Source organism: Arthrobacter gyeryongensis, assembly GCF_039543785.1.
Classification (GTDB): Bacteria; Actinomycetota; Actinomycetes; order Actinomycetales; family Micrococcaceae; genus Arthrobacter; species Arthrobacter gyeryongensis.
This window is the reverse complement of the sequence record NZ_BAABKK010000018.1, coordinates 71008-89916: the sequence shown is the minus strand read 5'-3', so window position 1 is coordinate 89916 and position 18909 is coordinate 71008. Positions and strand designations below refer to the sequence as shown.

At 64.0% G+C, this 18909-nt stretch carries 21 protein-coding genes and 1 riboswitch; of the genes, 8 read left to right on the top strand and 13 right to left on the bottom strand.

Features of this window, described 5'->3' with window-relative positions; genetic code table 11:
• The first annotated feature begins 44 nt into the window (after nucleotides 1-44).
• The 5 genes from sdhC (at nucleotide 45) to ABEA18_RS14380 (ending at nucleotide 4445) form a co-directional block, all read left to right on the top strand.
• Nucleotides 45-425: a succinate dehydrogenase, cytochrome b556 subunit gene (gene sdhC, locus ABEA18_RS14400; protein WP_084784381.1), complete on the top strand. Its 381-nt coding sequence runs from the start codon at nucleotides 45-47 to the stop codon at nucleotides 423-425.
• Nucleotides 426-428: 3 nt separating this feature from the next.
• A complete protein-coding gene (locus tag ABEA18_RS14395; protein WP_345450089.1) occupies nucleotides 429-908 on the top strand; it encodes a succinate dehydrogenase hydrophobic membrane anchor subunit in 480 nt (159 codons plus the stop codon).
• Between the two features lie 93 nt (nucleotides 909-1001).
• The gene (gene sdhA / locus ABEA18_RS14390) at nucleotides 1002-2801 is read left to right on the top strand and encodes a succinate dehydrogenase flavoprotein subunit (RefSeq protein ID WP_241709463.1); all 1800 of its coding nucleotides are present in this window, start codon (nucleotides 1002-1004) and stop codon (nucleotides 2799-2801) included.
• Nucleotide 2802: 1 nt separating this feature from the next.
• Nucleotides 2803-3585, top strand: a complete 783-nt coding sequence (locus ABEA18_RS14385) for a succinate dehydrogenase iron-sulfur subunit (protein ID WP_078105990.1) — start codon at nucleotides 2803-2805, stop codon at nucleotides 3583-3585.
• A 95-nt stretch (nucleotides 3586-3680) separates the two neighbouring features.
• Complete coding sequence (locus ABEA18_RS14380; RefSeq protein WP_345450086.1) at nucleotides 3681-4445, top strand: alpha/beta hydrolase family protein; 765 nt, start codon at nucleotides 3681-3683, stop codon at nucleotides 4443-4445.
• Between the two features lie 91 nt (nucleotides 4446-4536).
• Here the strand turns inward: ABEA18_RS14380 and ABEA18_RS14375 are convergent, their stop codons facing one another.
• From ABEA18_RS14375 to glyA, 13 genes are all read right to left on the bottom strand, one after another.
• Nucleotides 4537-5640 (bottom strand): YihY/virulence factor BrkB family protein, encoded by a 1104-nt coding sequence (locus tag ABEA18_RS14375; protein ID WP_425550532.1) that lies wholly within the window; start codon nucleotides 5638-5640, stop codon nucleotides 4537-4539.
• The gene (locus ABEA18_RS14370; protein ID WP_345450084.1) at nucleotides 5561-6253 is read right to left on the bottom strand and encodes a 2'-5' RNA ligase family protein; all 693 of its coding nucleotides are present in this window, start codon (nucleotides 6251-6253) and stop codon (nucleotides 5561-5563) included. The genes ABEA18_RS14375 and ABEA18_RS14370 overlap by 80 nt, the downstream gene beginning before the upstream one ends.
• 4 nt (nucleotides 6254-6257) lie before the next feature.
• Nucleotides 6258-7349 carry a tryptophan--tRNA ligase gene (gene trpS / locus ABEA18_RS14365; RefSeq protein WP_345450082.1) on the bottom strand — a complete coding sequence of 364 codons (1092 nt, stop codon included), beginning with the start codon at nucleotides 7347-7349 and terminating at the stop codon, nucleotides 6258-6260.
• A gap of 18 nt (nucleotides 7350-7367) precedes the next feature.
• Entirely contained in the window at nucleotides 7368-8201 is an 834-nt protein-coding gene (locus tag ABEA18_RS14360) for an exodeoxyribonuclease III (protein ID WP_345450080.1), read from the bottom strand.
• A 10-nt stretch (nucleotides 8202-8211) separates the two neighbouring features.
• Nucleotides 8212-8784 carry a hypothetical protein gene (locus tag ABEA18_RS14355; RefSeq protein WP_345450078.1) on the bottom strand — a complete coding sequence of 191 codons (573 nt, stop codon included), beginning with the start codon at nucleotides 8782-8784 and terminating at the stop codon, nucleotides 8212-8214.
• 67 nt (nucleotides 8785-8851) lie between these two features.
• On the bottom strand, nucleotides 8852-9685 hold the full coding sequence (locus ABEA18_RS14350; RefSeq protein WP_234751259.1) for an ABC transporter permease: 834 nt from the start codon (nucleotides 9683-9685) through the stop codon (nucleotides 8852-8854).
• Complete coding sequence (locus ABEA18_RS14345; protein ID WP_345450076.1) at nucleotides 9682-10503, bottom strand: ABC transporter permease; 822 nt, start codon at nucleotides 10501-10503, stop codon at nucleotides 9682-9684. Before ABEA18_RS14345 ends, ABEA18_RS14350 begins: the two co-directional genes overlap by 4 nt.
• Nucleotides 10496-11425 (bottom strand): ABC transporter ATP-binding protein, encoded by a 930-nt coding sequence (locus tag ABEA18_RS14340; protein ID WP_234751341.1) that lies wholly within the window; start codon nucleotides 11423-11425, stop codon nucleotides 10496-10498. Before ABEA18_RS14340 ends, ABEA18_RS14345 begins: the two co-directional genes overlap by 8 nt.
• Nucleotides 11426-11655: 230 nt before the next feature.
• Nucleotides 11656-11955, bottom strand: a complete 300-nt coding sequence (locus ABEA18_RS14335) for an SHOCT domain-containing protein (protein ID WP_345450074.1) — start codon at nucleotides 11953-11955, stop codon at nucleotides 11656-11658.
• A 133-nt stretch (nucleotides 11956-12088) separates the two neighbouring features.
• On the bottom strand, nucleotides 12089-12754 hold the full coding sequence (locus ABEA18_RS14330) for a response regulator transcription factor (RefSeq protein WP_345450072.1): 666 nt from the start codon (nucleotides 12752-12754) through the stop codon (nucleotides 12089-12091).
• Entirely contained in the window at nucleotides 12751-13896 is a 1146-nt protein-coding gene (locus tag ABEA18_RS14325) for a sensor histidine kinase (RefSeq protein ID WP_345450070.1), read from the bottom strand. The genes ABEA18_RS14330 and ABEA18_RS14325 overlap by 4 nt, the downstream gene beginning before the upstream one ends.
• A gap of 101 nt (nucleotides 13897-13997) precedes the next feature.
• Nucleotides 13998-14909: a bifunctional methylenetetrahydrofolate dehydrogenase/methenyltetrahydrofolate cyclohydrolase gene (locus tag ABEA18_RS14320; protein WP_345450068.1), complete on the bottom strand. Its 912-nt coding sequence runs from the start codon at nucleotides 14907-14909 to the stop codon at nucleotides 13998-14000.
• Nucleotides 14910-14917: 8 nt separating this feature from the next.
• Nucleotides 14918-16231: a serine hydroxymethyltransferase gene (glyA, locus tag ABEA18_RS14315; protein WP_425550536.1), complete on the bottom strand. Its 1314-nt coding sequence runs from the start codon at nucleotides 16229-16231 to the stop codon at nucleotides 14918-14920.
• A gap of 90 nt (nucleotides 16232-16321) precedes the next feature.
• A riboswitch (ZMP/ZTP riboswitch) is annotated at nucleotides 16322-16407 on the bottom strand.
• 36 nt (nucleotides 16408-16443) lie between these two features.
• On the opposite strand from glyA, the gene purU reads away from it, so the two are divergent.
• From purU to ABEA18_RS14300, 3 genes are all read left to right on the top strand, one after another.
• Complete coding sequence (gene purU, locus ABEA18_RS14310) at nucleotides 16444-17304, top strand: formyltetrahydrofolate deformylase (RefSeq protein WP_345450067.1); 861 nt, start codon at nucleotides 16444-16446, stop codon at nucleotides 17302-17304.
• A 114-nt stretch (nucleotides 17305-17418) separates the two neighbouring features.
• A complete protein-coding gene (locus ABEA18_RS14305; RefSeq protein WP_345450066.1) occupies nucleotides 17419-18108 on the top strand; it encodes a class I SAM-dependent methyltransferase in 690 nt (229 codons plus the stop codon).
• A gap of 150 nt (nucleotides 18109-18258) precedes the next feature.
• A complete protein-coding gene (locus ABEA18_RS14300; protein ID WP_345450064.1) occupies nucleotides 18259-18783 on the top strand; it encodes a gamma carbonic anhydrase family protein in 525 nt (174 codons plus the stop codon).
• Nucleotides 18784-18909: the final 126 nt, after the last annotated feature.

Genomic DNA, 18909 nt, shown 5'->3' with positions numbered 1-18909 from the left:
TGGATCCCGTGCCAGCGCCGCTGTGTTGCAGGAAGGTTTATTCAGTGCCGACAAAACCAGCTGGCACCTTGTACCGCGGCCGTGAAGGCATGTGGTCCTGGGTTGGACACCGCATTACCGGTGTTGTGATCTTTTTCTTCTTGTTGGTCCATGTGCTGGACACCTCATTGGTGCGTGTGTCCCCGGAGGCCTACACGGCCGTTATCGGCGCCTACAAGAACCCCCTCATGGCCCTCGGCGAGACGGGCCTCGTCGCAGCGATTGTTTTCCACGCCTTCAATGGTCTGCGCGTCATCGCCATTGACTTCTGGAAGAAGGGCGCGAAATACCAGCGCCAGATGCTGTGGACCGTCTTGGTATTGTGGCTGGTCACCTTCGGGGCCTTCGCCATCCGCCACCTGTCCCTCGCACTGGGAGGCCACTAAGCCATGAGTACTGATATTCAAAGCCCGCGCAGCGGAAAAATCGGCAGTGGGAAAATTGCTCCGCAGTACCGTCGCGGCACCGGTTCCAAGGGGAACTTCGAGATGTTCGCGTGGCTGTTCATGCGGCTCTCCGGCGTCGTGCTCGTGGTCCTGATCTTCGGCCACCTCTTCGTGAACCTCATGGTGGGCGAAGGCATCCACGGCATCGACTTCGGCTTCGTGGCCGGCAAGTGGGCCGATCCGTTCTGGCAGTTCTGGGACTTGGCCATGCTGTGGCTCGCCATGCTGCACGGCACCAACGGCGTCCGCACCATCATCAATGACTACGCCGAGAAGGACGCCACCCGCCTTTGGCTCAAGGTGGTCCTTTACGCGGCTACGGTCGTCATCGTCGTTCTTGGCACCTTGGTGATCTTCACGTTCAACCCGTGCCCCGTCGTCAACGGCGTTCAGCTGCCGGGCGGGTTCTGCCCGGCGCCGTAGCGGCTCCGCTGCACCACCGGCTTAGTCCGGCTGTGCACAACACGCGGAGCAGGCTCCGCCGACCATCTGACTTAGAGAGAAAGAGCATCTGGTATGCAGGTCCATAAGTACGACGTCGTTATTGTCGGTGCCGGCGGCGCCGGCATGCGCGCCGCGATCGAATCCGGTCAGCGCGCACGCACCGCAGTACTGACCAAGCTCTACCCCACCCGTTCCCACACAGGCGCAGCCCAGGGCGGCATGTGTGCAGCCCTGGCCAACGTCGAAGAGGACAACTGGGAGTGGCACACGTTCGACACCATCAAGGGTGGCGACTACCTGGTTGACCAGGATGCAGCCGAGGTCATGGCGAAGGAAGCCATCGACGCCGTGCTGGACCTGGAGAAGATGGGCTTGCCGTTCAACCGCACGCCCGAAGGCCGCATTGACCAGCGCCGTTTCGGTGGCCACACTCGTGACCACGGCAAGGCTCCGGTCCGCCGCGCCTGCTATGCAGCAGACCGCACTGGCCACATGATCCTGCAGACGCTTTACCAAAACTGCGTCAAGCACAACGTTGAGTTCTACAACGAGTACTACGTCCTGGACTTGCTGACCGTCGAGGAAGACGCCGTCCGCGAAGACGGAACGCCCTACAAGCAGAAGCGCGTAGCCGGCGTCGTGTCCTACGACCTCGCCTCCGGCGAGTTGCACGTCTTCCAGGCCAAGTCCGTGGTGTTCGCCTCCGGCGGCGCAGGCAAGGTTTTCAAGACCACCTCCAACGCCCACACCCTGACCGGTGACGGCATGGGCATCGCCTTCCGCCGCGGAATCCCGCTGGAGGACATGGAATTCTTCCAGTTCCACCCGACCGGTCTCGCCGGCTTGGGCATCCTCCTCTCGGAAGCTGCCCGCGGCGAAGGCGCGATCCTTCGCAACTCCGAGGGTGAGCGTTTCATGGAACGCTACGCCCCCACCATCAAGGACCTCGCTCCCCGCGACATCGTGGCCCGTTCCATGGCAAACGAAGTCCGTGAAGGACGCGGCTGCGGCCCGAACAAGGACTACGTCCTCCTGGACCTGACCCACCTTGAGCCGGCCCACATCGACGCGAAGCTTCCGGACATCACCGAATTCGCGCGCACCTACCTCGGTGTCGAGCCGTACACGGAACCAGTTCCGGTGTTCCCGACGGCGCACTACGCCATGGGCGGCATCCCCACCAACATCACCACCGAGGTCCTGCAGGACAACGACACCATTGTGCCGGGCCTGTATGCAGCCGGCGAGGTTGCTTGTGTCTCAGTCCACGGCTCCAACCGCTTGGGTACCAACTCGCTCCTGGACATCAACGTCTTCGGCAAGCGCGCAGGCATTGCAGCAGCCGAATACGCCAAGACGGCTGACTTCGTGGAGCTCCCGGAAGACCCGGAGGCGTACACGCTGGATCTGCTGAACCACGTCCGCACTGCCGATGGCGGCGAAAGGGTTGCCGCGATCCGCAAGGAACTGCAGGACACCATGGATGCCAACATGCAGGTGTTCCGTACTGCGGACACCCTGAACCAGGTGCTCACGGATATCGCGTCCCTCGAGGAGCGCTACCAGCGCATCAGCGTCCAGGACAAGGGAAAGCGTTTCAACCTTGACTTGCTCGAAGCGGTGGAACTGGGCTTCCTGCTGGAACTGGCCAAAGTCATGACAGTTGCTGCCCTGCACCGCGAGGAGTCCCGTGGAGGCCACTTCCGGGAGGACTTCCCGGAGCGCGACGACGAGAAATTCATGAAGCACTCCATGGCGTATAAGGATGAGCACGCCCCGGCGGACGGATCTGCGGAAGCAATCGCGGGCATCCGACTCGGCACCAAGCCTGTTGTCTTTACGCGCTACGAGCCGATGGTGAGGAAGTACTAAGATGTCTGCTGAACTTGCTGAGCCAGCATCCAAGATCGAGCTGCCCGCGCACATTGGTGGAGGCGGGGAAATTCCCACCTTCAACATCACGCTGCGAGTGCGACGCTACAACCCCGAGGTCTCGGAAGAGCCCGTATGGGAGGACCACCAGCTGACGATGTACGGCACCGACCGCGTGCTGGACGCCCTGCACAAGATCAAGTGGGAGATCGATGGCTCGCTGTCCTTCCGCCGTTCCTGTGCACACGGAGTCTGTGGATCCGACGCCATGCGCATCAACGGCCGTAACCGCCTCGCATGCAAGACCCTGCTGAAGGACCTGGACACCTCCAAGCCCATCACCGTTGAACCGATCAAGGGCCTCCCGGTGGAGAAAGACCTGATCGTGGACATGGAGCCGTTCTTCCAGTCCTTCCGCGAGGTCATGCCGTTCCTGATCAACAAGGGCCACGAGCCCACCAAGGAACGCCTGCAGTCGGTCGAGGACCGTGAACGGTTCGACGACACCACAAAGTGCATCCTGTGCGCTGCCTGCACGTCGTCCTGCCCCGTGTTCTGGACGGACGGACAGTACTTCGGCCCGGCCGCTATCGTGAACGCGCACCGCTTCATCTTCGATTCCCGCGACGATGCCGGTGACATGCGCTTGGAGATCCTCAACGACAAGGAAGGCGTGTGGCGCTGCCGCACTACCTTCAACTGCTCGGAGGCTTGCCCGCGTGGCATCCAGGTGACCCAGGCAATCGCCGAGGTCAAGCAGGCCATCCTGGCACGCAAGATCTAGTCCGGAATTTAGAATACGACGACGACGGCGTCCCCTTGGCGGGGTCCGCCGTCGTCGTTGTTTAAGACTCGCTCGCAAAACGAAAGGCGGACAGGGTGTCCAAGTCCACGAAGATCAGCTTCGAAGGCAGTACCGGAGATCTCCTGGCTGGGATCGTGGACGTGCCTGAGGGCCCGGTCCGGGGCTGGGGTGTGTTCTCCCATGGTTTGACCCTCGGCAAGGACAGCCCGTCAGCCTCGCGTATCTGCAAAGGCTTGGCGGATCTTGGGATCGGCATGCTTCGCTTCGACAACCTTGGACTGGGTGACTCAGCCGGCGATTGGTCAGCGGGATCGTTCAGCGTGAAAGTGGCAGACACCCTCCGCGCCGCAGAGTTCATGCGCGCCGAAGGCCGGGAAATCTCCCTGCTCGTGGGCCACTCCTTCGGCGGGGCCGCCGTGTTGGCTGCCGCTCTCAGCCTCCCCGAGGTACGTGCCGTGGCGACTGTCGGCGCCCCGTTCCAGCCCCGGCATGTGGAGCACATGTTCGACGCCGAAGTCAGCACGATCCTCAGCGAAGGCAGCGCAGAGGTCAATTTGGGCGGCAGGCGCATGGAGATTCGCCGCCACTTTGTGGAGGACGTGGAGAAGGCCGACCTCCGGGACTGCATCCGTGCCCTGCACAGGCCACTGATGGTGCTGCACTCCCCCACAGACAACACCGTGGGCATCGACAATGCCAGCGAGATCTTCCAAACGGCACGGCACCCGCGGAGCTTTATTTCGCTTGAAGGCAGCGACCACCTTTTGACGGGCAAAGGACAAGCAGCCAGGGTCGCGGGGATCATCTCGGCCTGGGCCGGGCAGTACCTCGGCGACTAGCGCGATACCCAGCCCAACTGACTAGCAATTGTTGTCGTTATGAGCGCTCAAAACGACAACAACTGCGTGTCAGTTGGGGCGCTGGCTGCCCTCAGGAGTCCTTTGCATGGAAGGTGCGGGGCGAAGGGTGCCGTGATCCGAGGGCCGGCTTGGGGTGCTCATGAGCCCCGGTATCCGCTTCCCTGACGGCCGCCCACGCCCCGGAGACCAAGTAGACCTGGCTGACCAGGTTGAACCAGATGAGAAGGCCGATGATGATGGCAAATGAGGCCAGAATGGGGTTCCGTCCGGCGTTCGCCAGCAATTCCGTGCTGAAGATCTGGAGGATGGTGGTCCCGATGCCGGCCAGCACCGTTCCTTCCACGAACGCCTGCCGGCGAAGTTTCAGGCGGCCTGCGAAGCGGAACATGATCACCGCCGTCGCCCAGTTGAGGACAAGTGGAACGGCGGTGCGAACGACCCAGGTGACGGGGCCGGCGACGGCGTCGGCCAAGCCGAGCCGTTCGATGATCCATCCGGCCGCTGTCCCGAACACGAGAGAAACACCGGCGCTGACCACCAAGGCTGCGCCGAGCAGCAGGAGGGTACCGGCGTCGCGGGCCTTCATCAGCAGGGGGTTCTCTTGTACGGGCCCCAGCCCGGAGACTCCGCGAAGACCCTCCCGGATCCCGGCGATCCAGCCGAGCGCGGTAAAGACCGTGACCACGGCGGCTATGGCAGCCGTCCAGCCTAGGCCTGTGGGATTCAGGAGATCATGCGGATCCACCAGGCCGTTGCCTCCGTTGGTTTTCAGGAGTCCCGGAGCCGCCGTCGCGACGCTCGAGACGATTGAATCAACCAGTTGGGGTTGCCCGTTGAGGACCAAGCCGGTCACGGCGAATCCCGTGGCCAGCAGGCCTGTGACGGAGAAGAACATCGTGAAACCTATGCCGGCGCTCAACAGAGGGCCATGGCGCAGGTTGTAGAGGTTGAAGGCACGCATCGGCCGGAAGTTGCTCAGCCGGGCGAGGGCCAGGTTGATGAACGCCGGTATGGTGGCGCCTCTATTGCCCGAGCGTCGGGCTTTGCCCCATTCGACCTGACGTTGAATGAGCTGCAGCTTCAGCTGAGCCCCTTCAGTCGGCAGCGGTGGCCCCTCCGCCTGCTGCCGGTCGTTGCGCTGTGCTTTTCCGTGATTGGTCTGCGTCGCCGCCAAAGTCGAGCTCTTCCCGTAGCTGCCAGATGCCATTGTCGTCGTGCTCGTAAAGTCCCATGCTAACCACAGGGAAGGTGGCGGTGTAGTTCTTGAGCACCGTTTCGGCCTCGTCCAGGTTTTCGGGAGCGACGTCGTGGGCTACCGTCACGTGCGGGTGGTAGGGGAAAGGAAGGTCGCGTTCGAGGGGGCCGGTCTGAAGTTGTTCGTGCAGGCCCACACACTCCTCGAAACCGTCTTCGACCTTCAGGAACACCACCGGGGAAACCGGACGAAAGGAGCCCGTGCCGGAAATCGTGATCTTGAATGGTGCCTGGCGCCGGGCGACATCGCGAACGTGCTCGAGGGTGGCTTCCCAATCCTGGGCAGGCGTCGTGGTGACGAGGGTGATGTGGGCCGGGATGACTTCCGCCATGGGATCGCCGAAGGATGCACGCCATTGCTGCAGTTCCTGGGCGACTTCACGAGGGAAACCCAGGATGACCCCTACGCACATGTTGTCCCCGCACGCGCTGCCAGACTGGTGTGAGCCCGTGGCCGGGCGGGCGTCAGCGGCCTGGCCGGCTCCCCTTGAAAGAGAGCCGACCTGGACGCTGAGCTTGCCAGCTGCGCACATGGTTTTAGCGGATTCCTTGTGGTCCGCCGTAAGGCAGGAAACCCACCTTGGCGTAGACGTCGGCGAGCGTGGCCGAGGCGATCTCGCGGGCCTTGTCCGCCCCCTGCGCGAGGAGCCGGTCGAGCTCGGCCGGATCGGCCAGCAGCTCGTTGGCGCGGTCCCGGATTGGCCCGAGATGGGCCGCAACGAGTTCAGCGAGGTCGACCTTCAGGTGACCGTACATCTTGCCTTCGTAGTCCGCGACGATCTTCTCCACCGGCTGGCCGCTGATGGACGAGTAGATGCTCAGCAGGTTGGACACCCCGGGCTTGGCTTCGCGGTCGAAACGGATTTCCGTCTCGGTGTCCGTGACTGCGGACTTGATGCGTTTGGCCGTGACCTTCGGGTCATCGAGCAGATTAATCAGCCCGGCCGGCGACTCCGCGGACTTGGACATCTTCGCCGTGGGGTTCTGGAGATCGTAGATCTTGGCCGTTTCCTTCTGGATGAAGGCCTGCGGCACCTGGAACGTCTCGCCGTAGCGGCTGTTGAAGCGCTGGGCGAGGTCGCGGCTGAGTTCAATGTGCTGCCGCTGGTCTTCGCCTACGGGCACCCCGTGTGGCTGGTACAGCAGGATGTCGGCTGCCTGCAGGATCGGGTACGTGAAGAGCCCGACGCTCGCGTGGTCGGAACCGTGTTGCAGCGACTTGTCCTTGAACTGGATCATGCGCGAGGCCTCGCCGAAGCCAGTGATGCAGCCCAGGACCCACGCCAGCTGGGCGTGCTCGGGAACCTGGGACTGGACGAACAGCGTGCACTTGTCCACGTCTACGCCGCCCGCGATGTACTGCGCAGCGGTGACGCGTGTCCGGCGGGCCAGCTCGGCGGGATCCTGCGGCACCGTAATGGCATGCAGGTCCGGGATGAAGAAGATGGCGTCATACTCGTCCTGCATGCGGACCCAGTTGACCAGGGCACCAAGGTAGTTGCCCAGGTGGAGGGAGTCAGCAGAGGGCTGCATGCCGGAGAGCACACGGTGCTTTGCCCCGGCGGCCAGTTTGGTGGATGTTGCCTTGGCTGCGGCTGCAGCGGGTTCAGTCGTGGTGGAACTGGTCATGAGGAAACTTTCGAAAGCCTAGAGCTGGTAGTCGACTACCAGCGGTGCGTGGTCGGAGAAACGGGTGTCCCACGACGGCGCCCGGTCAACGACGGCCGAAAGAGCGGCTGCCGCGAGTCCAGGAGTGGCCATGTGGTAGTCGATGCGCCAGCCTGTGTCAGTGTCAAAGGCCTTACCGCGCTGGGACCACCAGGTGTAGGGGCCATCGACATTTCCTGCCAGGCCCCTGTGGACATCCCTCCATCCGATCTCGTCGCCGAAGAAGCGGTCGAAGTACGCGCGCTCCTCAGGAAGGAAACCGGCACGCTTGGTGTTGCCCTTCCAATTCTTGATGTCGAGCTCGGTGTGGCCCACGTTGAGGTCGCCGACCACCAGGGCATGCTCACTGTGCTTGGCAAGTTCCGGAAGCCTTGTGGTCATGACGTCCAGGAAGCGGTACTTGTCCACTTGCTTGGGCGTGTCCGCTTCGCCGGAGTGCACATAGGCGCTGACGACCGTCAGCGTAGTGTCCTTGCCGCCGCCGTCCCGCACGACGTAGTCCGCCTCGACCCAGCGTCCGGTTGTGGCGAAGTAGTCGTCGCCGATACCCACGCGGGTGGCAACGGGCTCCTGCCGGGAGGCAATCGCAACGCCGGCGCGGCCCTTTGCCTCGGCTTCGGCGTGCAGGATGTACCAGCCTTCGCCGATGAGCTGGTGGACCACCTCATCGGGCGCGCGGACCTCCTGCAGACACAGGATGTCGACGTCGCGCGGTTCCAGCCACTCCGCCATGCCCTTCTTGTAGGCGGCGCGAATGCCGTTGACGTTGACCGTTGCGATGCGAAGGAAGTCCTTCTTCAATGCCGAGCTCACCCCGCCTACTCTAGTCGATGATGGTGCCCGAGACGGGCTCGTCGCCGCCGCCGGAGGACTTGATCATGTCCCGGGCATTGCTCGACGTGATGGCGATGGTCTCCAGGGCGCGATCGATGGTGTCCTGGTCAGCTGCGTCGCCCTTGGCTCGTTCGTCCTCCACCACGCGTACTTGCACCTGGACGATCTTGAAGGAGTGGTCCAATTTGAGGTCCCGGATTTCATCCGCTTCGTTCCGTTCCGAGACCACTCGGGTGCCACCGTGGTTGGCGCTCGACGACGACGGCGCGCGGCCGGTTGCCGCGTTGAAAGCGTTCTGGGCTTCGGTGAGTTTTTCACCCGCCCGCCTGGCGGCCTTCTGGATGCTGAAGACCACAAAGGCGGCGAGCGCGAGCCAGCCGAAGGAGACAACGGCGACGATCCAACCGACGACGTCGTTATGGTTGGCGGCGAAGATCACGGCCACCAGGAAGGCGATGAGCACCACCGTCATGCCCAGTCCACCGATGCGGAAGCCTTTGAAAGGGCTCCGGGCGGGGGCGGACGGGGGAACAGATGACGGGGAGTCGCCGAGGGATCGCATGCACCCATTGTCGCAAACTCCGCGCGGCGAACCGCTCTCTTCCACCCCAGGCGAACAGCCTGCCCGGCTATTTCAGGAAGAGCTTGCGCAACCTTCCGGTAGTGAGCGTGATGCCGAGGGCGATCATCACGAGGTAGTAGGCGATATGGACTGCCGTGGCCGGGCTGAAGGAACCGATACTGATCTGCCGCAGGAGTTCCACGCCGTGCCATAGCGGCATCGCTTGGATGAGCCACTGGATGTATTGCGGATAGACGCTCAGCGGGTAGAAAGTGGCGCTGAAAAGGAACATGGGCAGCATGAAGAAGTTGATCCAATCCATCTGTTGGAAAGTCTTCATGAAGCTCGTGATGCCCATGCCGAAACTCGCAAAGCCGAAAGCGATCAGCACCGAGGCCGGGATGACGAGGATGGCCCATGGCGTGGTGATGAGTCCCATGACGGCCATGACGGCCGTGAACCCCGTCGCATACAGGAGTCCGCGCAACAGGGCCAGGAAGATCTCCCCGATGGCTACGTCTAACGGCCCGAGGGAGGTGTAGAGCATTCCCTGGTACAGCTTGGCGAAGTTCATCTTGAAAAAGACGTTCCAGGTGGAGTCATAGACGGCGCCGTTCATGGCGGACACGGCCAGGAGCGCGGGCGCGATGTACGCCGCATAACTGATTTCCTGGCCGCCCGGTCCCGCCACGGTACCCACAATCGGGCCGAGTCCCACGCCCATGGAAATCAGGTACAGCACCGGCTCGAAGAATCCGGATACCAGGATCAACCACGTGCTGCTTTTCGCTGCCATGAGGCCCCGGGACACAACCGCAAGCGCGTTGCGGGAGTACAGCGGGCCGAAGGTGCGTTCTCGGGCAGCGTCGGTGGCGCTATGGCCTCCGGTAAGAACGCTCATGCCCCCATCCTCCTGACGAACTGGCGCCGCGTCAGCGTCCAACCTGCGGCAGCGGCGCCCACTAGGAACAGGACGTGGGTCAGGGTCAACAAGGGATTCTCCTCGAGTCCATAGGTGAAGACGCGGCCCAATTGCGTTCCGTGCCACACCGGGGAGATCCAACCGATCCAGCGCACCCCGAGCGGCAGCGAATCCAGCGGGAAGAAGGTGCCCGAGAACAGGAACAGCGGCACCACGATGAAACGCTGCACCAACGCGAACTGGCCGGCGTCTTTGGTGATGGTCGAGGCGTAGGCCATGAGCGGCAGCCCGAAGGACAAACCGGCCACTGTCGCAACTACCGCCGACACCCAGCCCCACGGACTCGGCGAGGCACCGAACATGGCCACGATGGCGAAGTACACCACTGATTGCACGAGGAACTTCAAGGCACTGGCCATGATGTGACCCGCGGCGATCTGCTGCGGTACCAGCGGGGAGGCGTGCGGGCCATAGAACACGCGGCGCCATTTGAAGCCGTCCATGATCGGGTAGGAAAAGTCCCCCGACGCCGTCATGACGGCCGATGAGACCAACAGCGCCGGCGCGATGAACGTCAAATAGTTCACGCCCCCGAACACCGCCGCGCTGTTCGCATCCACGAGGCTCGCCAGTCCGATTCCCATCGCGAACAGGTAGGCCACGGGCTGCCCCACGCTGTACAGGAAGACGGACCAGCCGTAGCCACGCATCACTCGCAGGACCTGCTCGGCGTAGAAGAAGGATCCCCAGCGCTTCGCCCGGCTGGCTGAAACGGCAGGCGAGTGGGCGCTAGTCAACGAGGCTCCGCCCGGTCAGCCGGAGGAAGACGTCCTCCAGCGAAGAACGCCGCACCAGCGAGGTCAGGGGACGGAGCCGGCGTGCGGAGACTTGCTCCAGGGCCGATTCGCCGTCGTTCGCGTAGATGAGCACGCGGTCCGGAAGCGTCTCGACGCGTTCGCCGATGCCCGCGAGTTCGACGCCGATGGTGGCGTTGCGTTCCGAGCCGAAGCGCAGCTCCAGCACCTCCCGCGTGGAATACTCGCGGATCAGGCTGGCCGGCGAGCCTTCGGCCATGATCCGGCCCTTGTCCACCACGATCAGCCGGTCGCAAAGCTGTTCGGCCTCGTCCATGTAGTGGGTAGTGAGGATCAGCGTTACGCCTTGTTCCTTGAGCCTGAACAGCCTGTCCCAGAGGATGTGCCGGGCCTGCGGGTCGAGTCCCGTAGTGGGCTCGTCCAGGAGCAGGATCTTGGGCTCGTTGATGAGCGAGCGGGCAATTGTGAGGCGCCGTTTCATGCCGCCCGAGAGGGCATCGACCCTGGACTTGGCTTTGTCTGTCAGTTGGGCGAATTCGAGCAGTTCGTCGGCCTTGGGACGCAAGTAGCTCAAGGGCAAGCCGAAGTAGCGGCCATAGACAATCAGGTTTTCGCGGACCTTCAGTTCCTCGTCCAGGTTGTCCTGCTGCGGCACCACCCCGAGGTGCGCACGGACTTCCGGCCCGTGGGTTTCCGGGTCCAGGCCCATGATGCTGAGCTTTCCGGACGTGCGCTGGGAGACTCCGCCGATCATTTTCATGGTTGTCGATTTGCCGGCGCCGTTCGGGCCAAGCAGGCCGAATGACTCCCCCGCCGGAACCTCGAACGAGATACCGTCGACGGCGATGAGCTCGCCGTAGCTCTTGGTGAGGTTTTCGGCTGTGATGACTGCGGGTGGGTTCATCTCGAAGCTGGCTGACGTGGAGAAAGAGCGGGTGGCTTCATTGTGCACCCCAGCAGACTAGTAGAGCCAAGGAATACGTGAAAGAGGTATTCCGCAATTTTCTGGATTAAACCTCTGGACCCTGCGCGGACATTCTGCTGGATCACTCCGCGCCTCAGGCCCTGGAACCGTATGGTTCCAGGGCCTGATGGTTTATCCAGACGAGTGATCCAGCAGAATCCGCCGGTTCCTCACTTCGTCGGATGCGCCCGCAGCACTTCCAAGCGCTGGCGGTACTCGGTCTCGTCGATTTCACCCCGTGCGTAGCGCTCCCTCAGCACGCTTTCGGCGCCCTGGGTTGCCGCCCAATAGTGGTTCCGGCGCCACATCCGGCGGCCGAAGAAGATGAAGCAACCGATGACCAGGAACCAAAACAGCGGGATCAGGAGGAAAAACGGCCAGAAGACGAATCCGTCCCCCGGTCCATGGACGACGTCGGCGGGAAGCTGCGCGGCCGCGGCGCCGATGGTGGTGCTCAGTGATGTCAGCATGTCCAGTCCAAACTCTCAACAGGCCGTATCTCGGCTCTGGTTCCAGTCTGGTTTTTGGCCCTTCGAAAGGCGTCGGCCCCCGGGAGTCACTTGCGCCCTGCCGCCTACTCCCCCGGGAGACTGCGGGCCGGGGCTAGCTGCTCCAGCCCGGCCGGACCAATCCGGATTCGTACGCCAACACCACCAATTGCGCACGGTCCCGGACCAGCAGTTTGGTCATGATCCGTGAAACGTGCGTCTTCGCTGTCAGCGGGGTGATGAACAGCCGCTCGGCGATCTCTGCGTTGTTCAGGCCCTCGCCTACCAGCGCCAAGACTTCCCGTTCGCGCTCGGTGATTTGCTCCAGGGGCACTGTCTTCGACGCCGCCTTGCTGTGCAGGGCGAGCTGGGCCATGATGCGGCGTGTCACGGACGGCGAAAGGAGCGCGTCGCCGTCGTGCACTACCCGCACAGCGCGGATCAGTTCCTCCGGCTCGGTGTCCTTGACGAGGAAGCCGGCGGCACCCGCGCGCACAGCCTCGGCGATGTATTCGTCCAGCTCAAACGTGGTGAGGATGATGACGCGGGTGTGCGCGAGGCGGGGGTTGGCCAGGATTTGCCGCGTTGCGGCGAGCCCGTCGCCATCAGGCATGCGGATGTCCATGAGCACGACGTCGGGCGCCTCACGCTCGGCCAGCCTGACGGCATCCCGGCCGGTCCCCGCTTCCGCCACCACTTCCATGTCGGGTTCAGCGTCCAGGAGGGCCCGGAATCCCGCCCGGATAAGGTTCTGGTCGTCGACTAACAGCAAACGGATCATGGCTGGCGTTCTCCCTTGTTGGAGTTAAGAGGGAGGTTCGCTTCCACACGCAGCCCGGGCTCGAGCGGCGTCAGGCCAAGCGTGCCACCAAGGGCCTCGACGCGCTCCCGCATGCCCCTCAGCCCGTTCCCGGTAGGAGCTCCCCGGAGGCCGCCGCCGTCGTCGTCGATCCTCACCCTCAGCGCGTTCCCCGCCACTTCTAGAAGTACGACGGCGGACGCCGCGCCTGAGTGCCTGCGGACGTTGCTCAGCGCTTCCTGGACGATCCGGTAGGCGGCTTCCTGCTGCGCTGGGCCAAGGTGTTCTGGGCCTGCCCTGTCCGCCCCTACCGAGTTTTCGAACCGCACTTCCAGGCCGCCGCGCCGCGCGTCTTCCACGAGTTCCGTGATCCGCCCCAGGCTGGGCGGCGCCGCGGGACTCAGCGGGGCGTCGTCGCGCAGCACACCGAGGAGCTGACGGACTTCGGCCAGGGATTCCTTGCTCGCTGCCTTGATGGCTTCCAGCGCCGGGCGGAGCTTCTCGGGATCGTTCGTTCCCAGATGGAGCGCCACGGAAGCCTGGACGTTGATCATCGACAGGGAGTGGGCCACCACATCGTGGATATCCCGGGCCAGCGTGAGACGGTACTCGTCGCGTTCGGCCTGTTTCGCGGCCTCCCGCCGTCGGCGGTATTCGGCCATCCGCTCGCCCCGCCGTCGGAAGCCTTCACCGATCAGGACAAGGATCGCCGCCCAGGCGACACCGGCAGATGCCCGAACCAGCCCCGTCTCATCCCCGGCGAGGACAGCCATCAGCAGGATGGCGGCGGCGGAAATCCCCGCCCCGAGCCAGGCCTGCCAGCGCAGCCCCGCGGCGGCGGTCAGGATGATCGAGAGAGCCAGGGACAGCACTATCGGGCCCCAGGCGTAACCGAGGAGTAAATAGCTGGACGTGGCCGCGAGGGTGATCGGCAGCATGACGGCGGGCCTGCGGGTCCGGAAAGCCAAGGCCGCGGGGCCCGCTAACAGCAGCATGAAGGCGAGCGGGTCCAAAGGGCGCAGGGAAGCCTGATGGCTCGCCGAAAAGACGGTCCCGAGGACCTGGATCAGGGCCACCGCGATCACGATGAAACTCGTGGGAGGACCCTGGAAACGCCGCTGCATGCTCCGAGCCTAGCCGCGGAGGGCGCCGACGTCGTCGGGTTAACGATGTAGGGCGCCTACTCCCGCGGGAGTAGGCGCCCTACACAGCGCTGGGAGCACAATCAGGCGACGCCGGAGACGCTTCCGGCTGCCAATTGGCGTTCCGCGGCTTCAACCACGTTGGTCATGAGCAGCGCCACAGTCATGGGACCCACTCCGCCGGGGTTCGGCGATATCCAGCCCGCCACATCGGCAACGGCGGGATCGATGTCGCCGTGGACCTTGCTCTTGCCCGTCTCGGGGTCGGTTTCACGGGTGACACCGACGTCGAGCACGGCCGCGCCCGGCTTCACGTCCGCAGGCTTGACGATGTGCTTGGCACCCGCAGCGCCCACAATCACGTCCGCCAGCCGCAGCAGCTCCGAGAGGTTCTTGGTGCCGGTGTGCGTCAGGGTCACGGTGGCGTTCACGGCCCGCCGGGTGAGCAGCAAGCCGATCGAGCGGCCGATCGTGACGCCGCGGCCGACAACCACAACGTGCTTGCCGGCGAGGCTGTAGCCGTTACGTTCCAGGAGCTCGATGACGCCGCGGGGTGTGCACGGCAGCGGCGAGGTGATCTCTCCGTTGACGTTGAGCACCAGCCGGCCCAGATTGGTCGGGTGCAGGCCGTCGGCATCCTTGGCGGGGTCGATCCGCTCAAGGATTGCGTCTGTGTCCAGGTGCTTGGGCAGCGGCAGCTGCACGATGTAGCCGTGGCAGGCGGGGTCCGCATTGAGTTCGTCGATGAGGGCCTCAACCTGGGCCTGGGTGGCGTCCGCCGGAAGCTCACGCTGGATCGAGTTCATCCCGATCTCCACGGACTGCTTGTGCTTCATGGACACGTAGAGCTGCGAGGCAGGATCCGCACCTACGAGCACAGTGGCAATGCCCGGAGTTACGCCGCGGGCCCTCAGGGCAGCGACGCGCTCAGTCAGCTCAGACTTGATGGCGGCTGCGGCGGCCTTGCCGTCAAGGATCTTCGCGGTCTGCGCCATGGACGGGTTCACCACTGCTCGTGCTGCGGGTACAGCGGGAAATCGGCGGCGAGCTTGTCAACGCGGGCCTGCAAGGCTTCGACGTCGGTAGCGGAGCCGGACTTCAGCGCCGAAGCGATGATCTCGGCAACCTCGGTGAATTCGGTGGCACCGAAGCCGCGGGTAGCGAGGGCCGGGGTACCGATGCGCAGGCCGGAGGTGACCATCGGCGGGCGGGGGTCGAACGGAACGGCGTTGCGGTTGACCGTGATGCCCACCGAATGCAGGAGGTCTTCGGCCTGCTGGCCGTCCAGCTGCGAGTTGCGCAGGTCCACGAGGACCAAGTGGACGTCGGTGCCCCCGGTCAAAACGGAAACACCGGCCTCAGCGACATCGGCCTGGTTGAGGCGATCGGCGATGATCTTGGCGCCTTCGAGGACGCGCTCCTGGCGCTCCTTGAATTCCTCGCCGGCAGCGATCTTGAAGGCGACAGCCTTGGCGGCGATGACGTGCATGAGCGGGCCGCCCTGCTGGCCCGGGAACACGTTGGAGTTGAGCTTCTTGGCCCATTCCTGCTTGGCGAGGATCACGCCGGAACGGGGGCCGGCCAGCGTCTTGTGCACCGTGGAGGTGACGACGTCGGAGTGCGGCACCGGGCTCGGGTGCAGGCCTGCTGCGACGAGACCCGCAAAGTGGGCCATGTCCGTCCAGAGGAGCGCGCCAACCTCGTCGGCGATGGAACGGAAGGCTGCGAAGTCGAGGTGGCGCGGGTAAGCAGACCAGCCGGCGATGATGACCTGCGGCTTCTCGGCAATGGCCTGTTCGCGGAGCTTGTCCATGTCCACGCGGAAGTTGTCTTCTTCGACCTGGTAGGCAGCTACGTTGTAGAGCTTGCCGGAGAAGTTGAGCTTCATGCCGTGGGTCAGGTGGCCACCGTGGGCCAGGGAAAGGCCGAGGATCTTGTCACCGGGAGTGATCATGGCCGACAGGGCTGCGGCGTTGGCCTGCGCGCCCGAGTGCGGCTGTACGTTGGCGTACTCAGCGCCGAAGAGGGCCTTCACACGGTCGATGGCCAGCTGCTCGGCGATGTCCACGTATTCGCAGCCGCCGTAGTAACGGCGGCCCGGGTATCCTTCGGCGTACTTGTTGGTCAGGACCGAGCCCTGGGCCTCCATGACGGCGCGGGGCGCAAAGTTCTCGGAAGCGATCATTTCCAGGGTGCCGCGCTGGCGGCCGAGTTCCTGTTCCAGAACTGCTGCGATCTCGGGGTCGAGCTCGGAAAGCGGCTGGTTGCTGATGGTCGCGGAGGTGATGGTGGTGGTGGTCACGAAGATCTCCTGGATAGGCAACGGGTATTTCTACAGGTCAGGCTACCGGCTGGGTTTTTTCCACGCCTTTGATTACGGGGCATGGCACAGCGACAGTAAAACGTGACCCTCGGCCCAGGCGTACGATCCGTGGTCTTCATCAATGCCGCTCCCTGGTGGTACACCACCCAACGCCAGTCGCGACGACTTAAACAGTACAACAGGTGCGCAACGGTAGGCTTGATCGTGTGACTGACTCCACCCTGCCTACGTCTTTTGTTGTAACCCTGTCCTGCCCGGACCGGCCCGGAATTGTGCACGCCGTTGCAGGCGCTTTGTTGGAGGCCGCCTGCAACATCGCCGATTCCCAGCAATACGGCAGCCCCAGCACGGGAAACTTCTTCATGCGGGTGGAAGCCACGACGTCCTCGACCCAGGCTGAACTGAGTTCCGCGCTGGCCCCGGTGGCCGAAGCATTCGGTATGAAGTGGCAGATCAACCCCGTGGGCCAGAAGGTCCGCACCCTGATCCTGGGATCAAAGGACGCCCACTGCCTCAACGATCTGCTCTTCCAGCAACGCACTGGCACCCTCCCCATCGAGGTGCCGGCCATCGTATCCAACCACCGGGACCTCGAAGGCCTGGCGGAGTTCTACGGAATCCCCTTCCACTACATCCCTGTCACTCCGGACACCAAGCCCCAGGCCGAGGCGAAGCTGCTCGATCTCATCCGTGAGCACGGCATCGAGTTGACCGTCCTGGCGCGCTACATGCAGGTCCTCTCCAACGAACTATGTACCGAACTCAATGGCAAGGCCATCAACATCCATCACTCCTTCCTGCCGTCCTTCAAGGGCGCGAAGCCCTACCACCAGGCGCATGCCCGGGGCGTGAAGATCATTGGAGCCACTGCCCACTACGTCACGGCGGACCTCGACGAGGGCCCGATCATCGAGCAGGAGGTCATCCGGGTGGACCACGCGCGCACGGCCGAGCAATTCGTGCAGATGGGCCGCGACGTCGAGGGCCGCACCCTGGCGCAGGCGGTGCAGTGGCACGCCGAGCACCGCGTCCTGCTTGACGGCACCCGCACGGTGGTGTTCAACTAACGCTGTGGGCTCCATCCAACCAGCTCCCCCACCCAACTAGCTCGCATTTAATGTCGTTTTGACGCCTCATAACGGCATCTACTGCTAGCTAGTTGGGTGTTCTACGCTGGGTCCATGGACGGGACCCCGAGGGCCTTCAGCGACGAAACCGACAATCACGAGGCGAACCTGGCCGTTTACTACGACCGGCAGGCCGCCCTCCAGAACACCCGCGCGATGACCCCGCGTCGGACGGAATGCCGCGGTTGGTTCATCCGTCTACTCAAGGAAGAACGCCGGCACTCCTTGTTCGAACTGGGCTGCGGCACCGGCGTCGAGGGTTTGGAGTTCGTGCGGGCGGGACTGCACTACGCCGGCGTCGACCTTTCCGAGGAGAGCATCCACCTCGCGCGCGCCAAGGGCTTGGACGCGAGCGTGGCCAGCGGCCGGTCCCTGCCGTTCGCCGACGCCACGTTTCCGGCCGTGTGGACCATGAGCACCCTCCTGCACGTCCCCAACGCGGGAATCCACGACGTCGTCCGCGAACTCGTGCGGGTCAGCGCGGCTGGTGCGCCGATCGCCGTCGGGCTCTGGTCCGGTAACGATGAAGAAGTCCTCAACCCCGAGGACGAAGACGAGCCGAGGCGTTTTTTCAGCCGCCGGAGCGACGACGTCGTGCGCCGCATCTTCGGTGCGCACGGCACAGTGGAGCACTTCGAGACCTGGCCCGAGGGCACGGGAGCTGAGTCCGGACCCGGTGCGGGCAAGTGGACCCAGCACTACCAGTTCCTAGTCCTCCGGACGCCTCCCGGCTCACCCAAGTAGTCCCCACCGCCACCCTCGCCTCGCAAGCTCGGCCAGGGAACCCTGGCGGCGTGGGCCCCCGCATTTGTTGTCGTTTTCAGGGCTCATAACGACAACAAATGCGACTTAGTTGGGATGGGGGGACCGGACGCCGTCATCTAGGCTTGCCCCATGGCTCCCATTTACACCTTCGCCGGAGATACCCCGGCCATCCATCACACCGCCTTCGTGGCACCCACGGCTTCCATCATCGGCAAGGCAACCCTCGGCGCGGACTCGAGTGCCTTCTATGGTGTGTCCGTCCGTGCCGACACCGCCGCCATCAGCGTCGGTGCCGGCTCGAACCTGCAGGACAATGTGGTCCTGCACGCCGACCCAGGATTCCCCTGCACCGTCGGTGAGCGCGTCAGCGTCGGGCACAGCGCCGTCGTCCACGGATGCACTGTGGAGGACGACTGCCTCATCGGCATGAGCGCCACCATCCTGAACGGCGCCGTCATCGGTACCGGTTCGCTCATTGCCGCCGGCGCGGTCGTGCTTGAGGGAACTGTCATCCCGCCGCGATCCTTGGTTGCCGGGGTGCCCGCCAAGGTGCGCCGCGAACTGAGCGAGGAAGAGCTCGACGGCGTGAAGCGCAACGCGGCCCACTACCGGGAGCTGGCGGCGGCGCACCGCGAGATGCACGGGCAAAGCTAGTCCAGGCTGATCGGACCCAGCTCGTCCAAGGGCGATTTCCAAGGGACGCAAGTCAGTTATAGAAAGGACACTGCGGACGGACAGGCTGTCAAAGCTTTCAGGGCAGACTATGCCCCGATCATCACT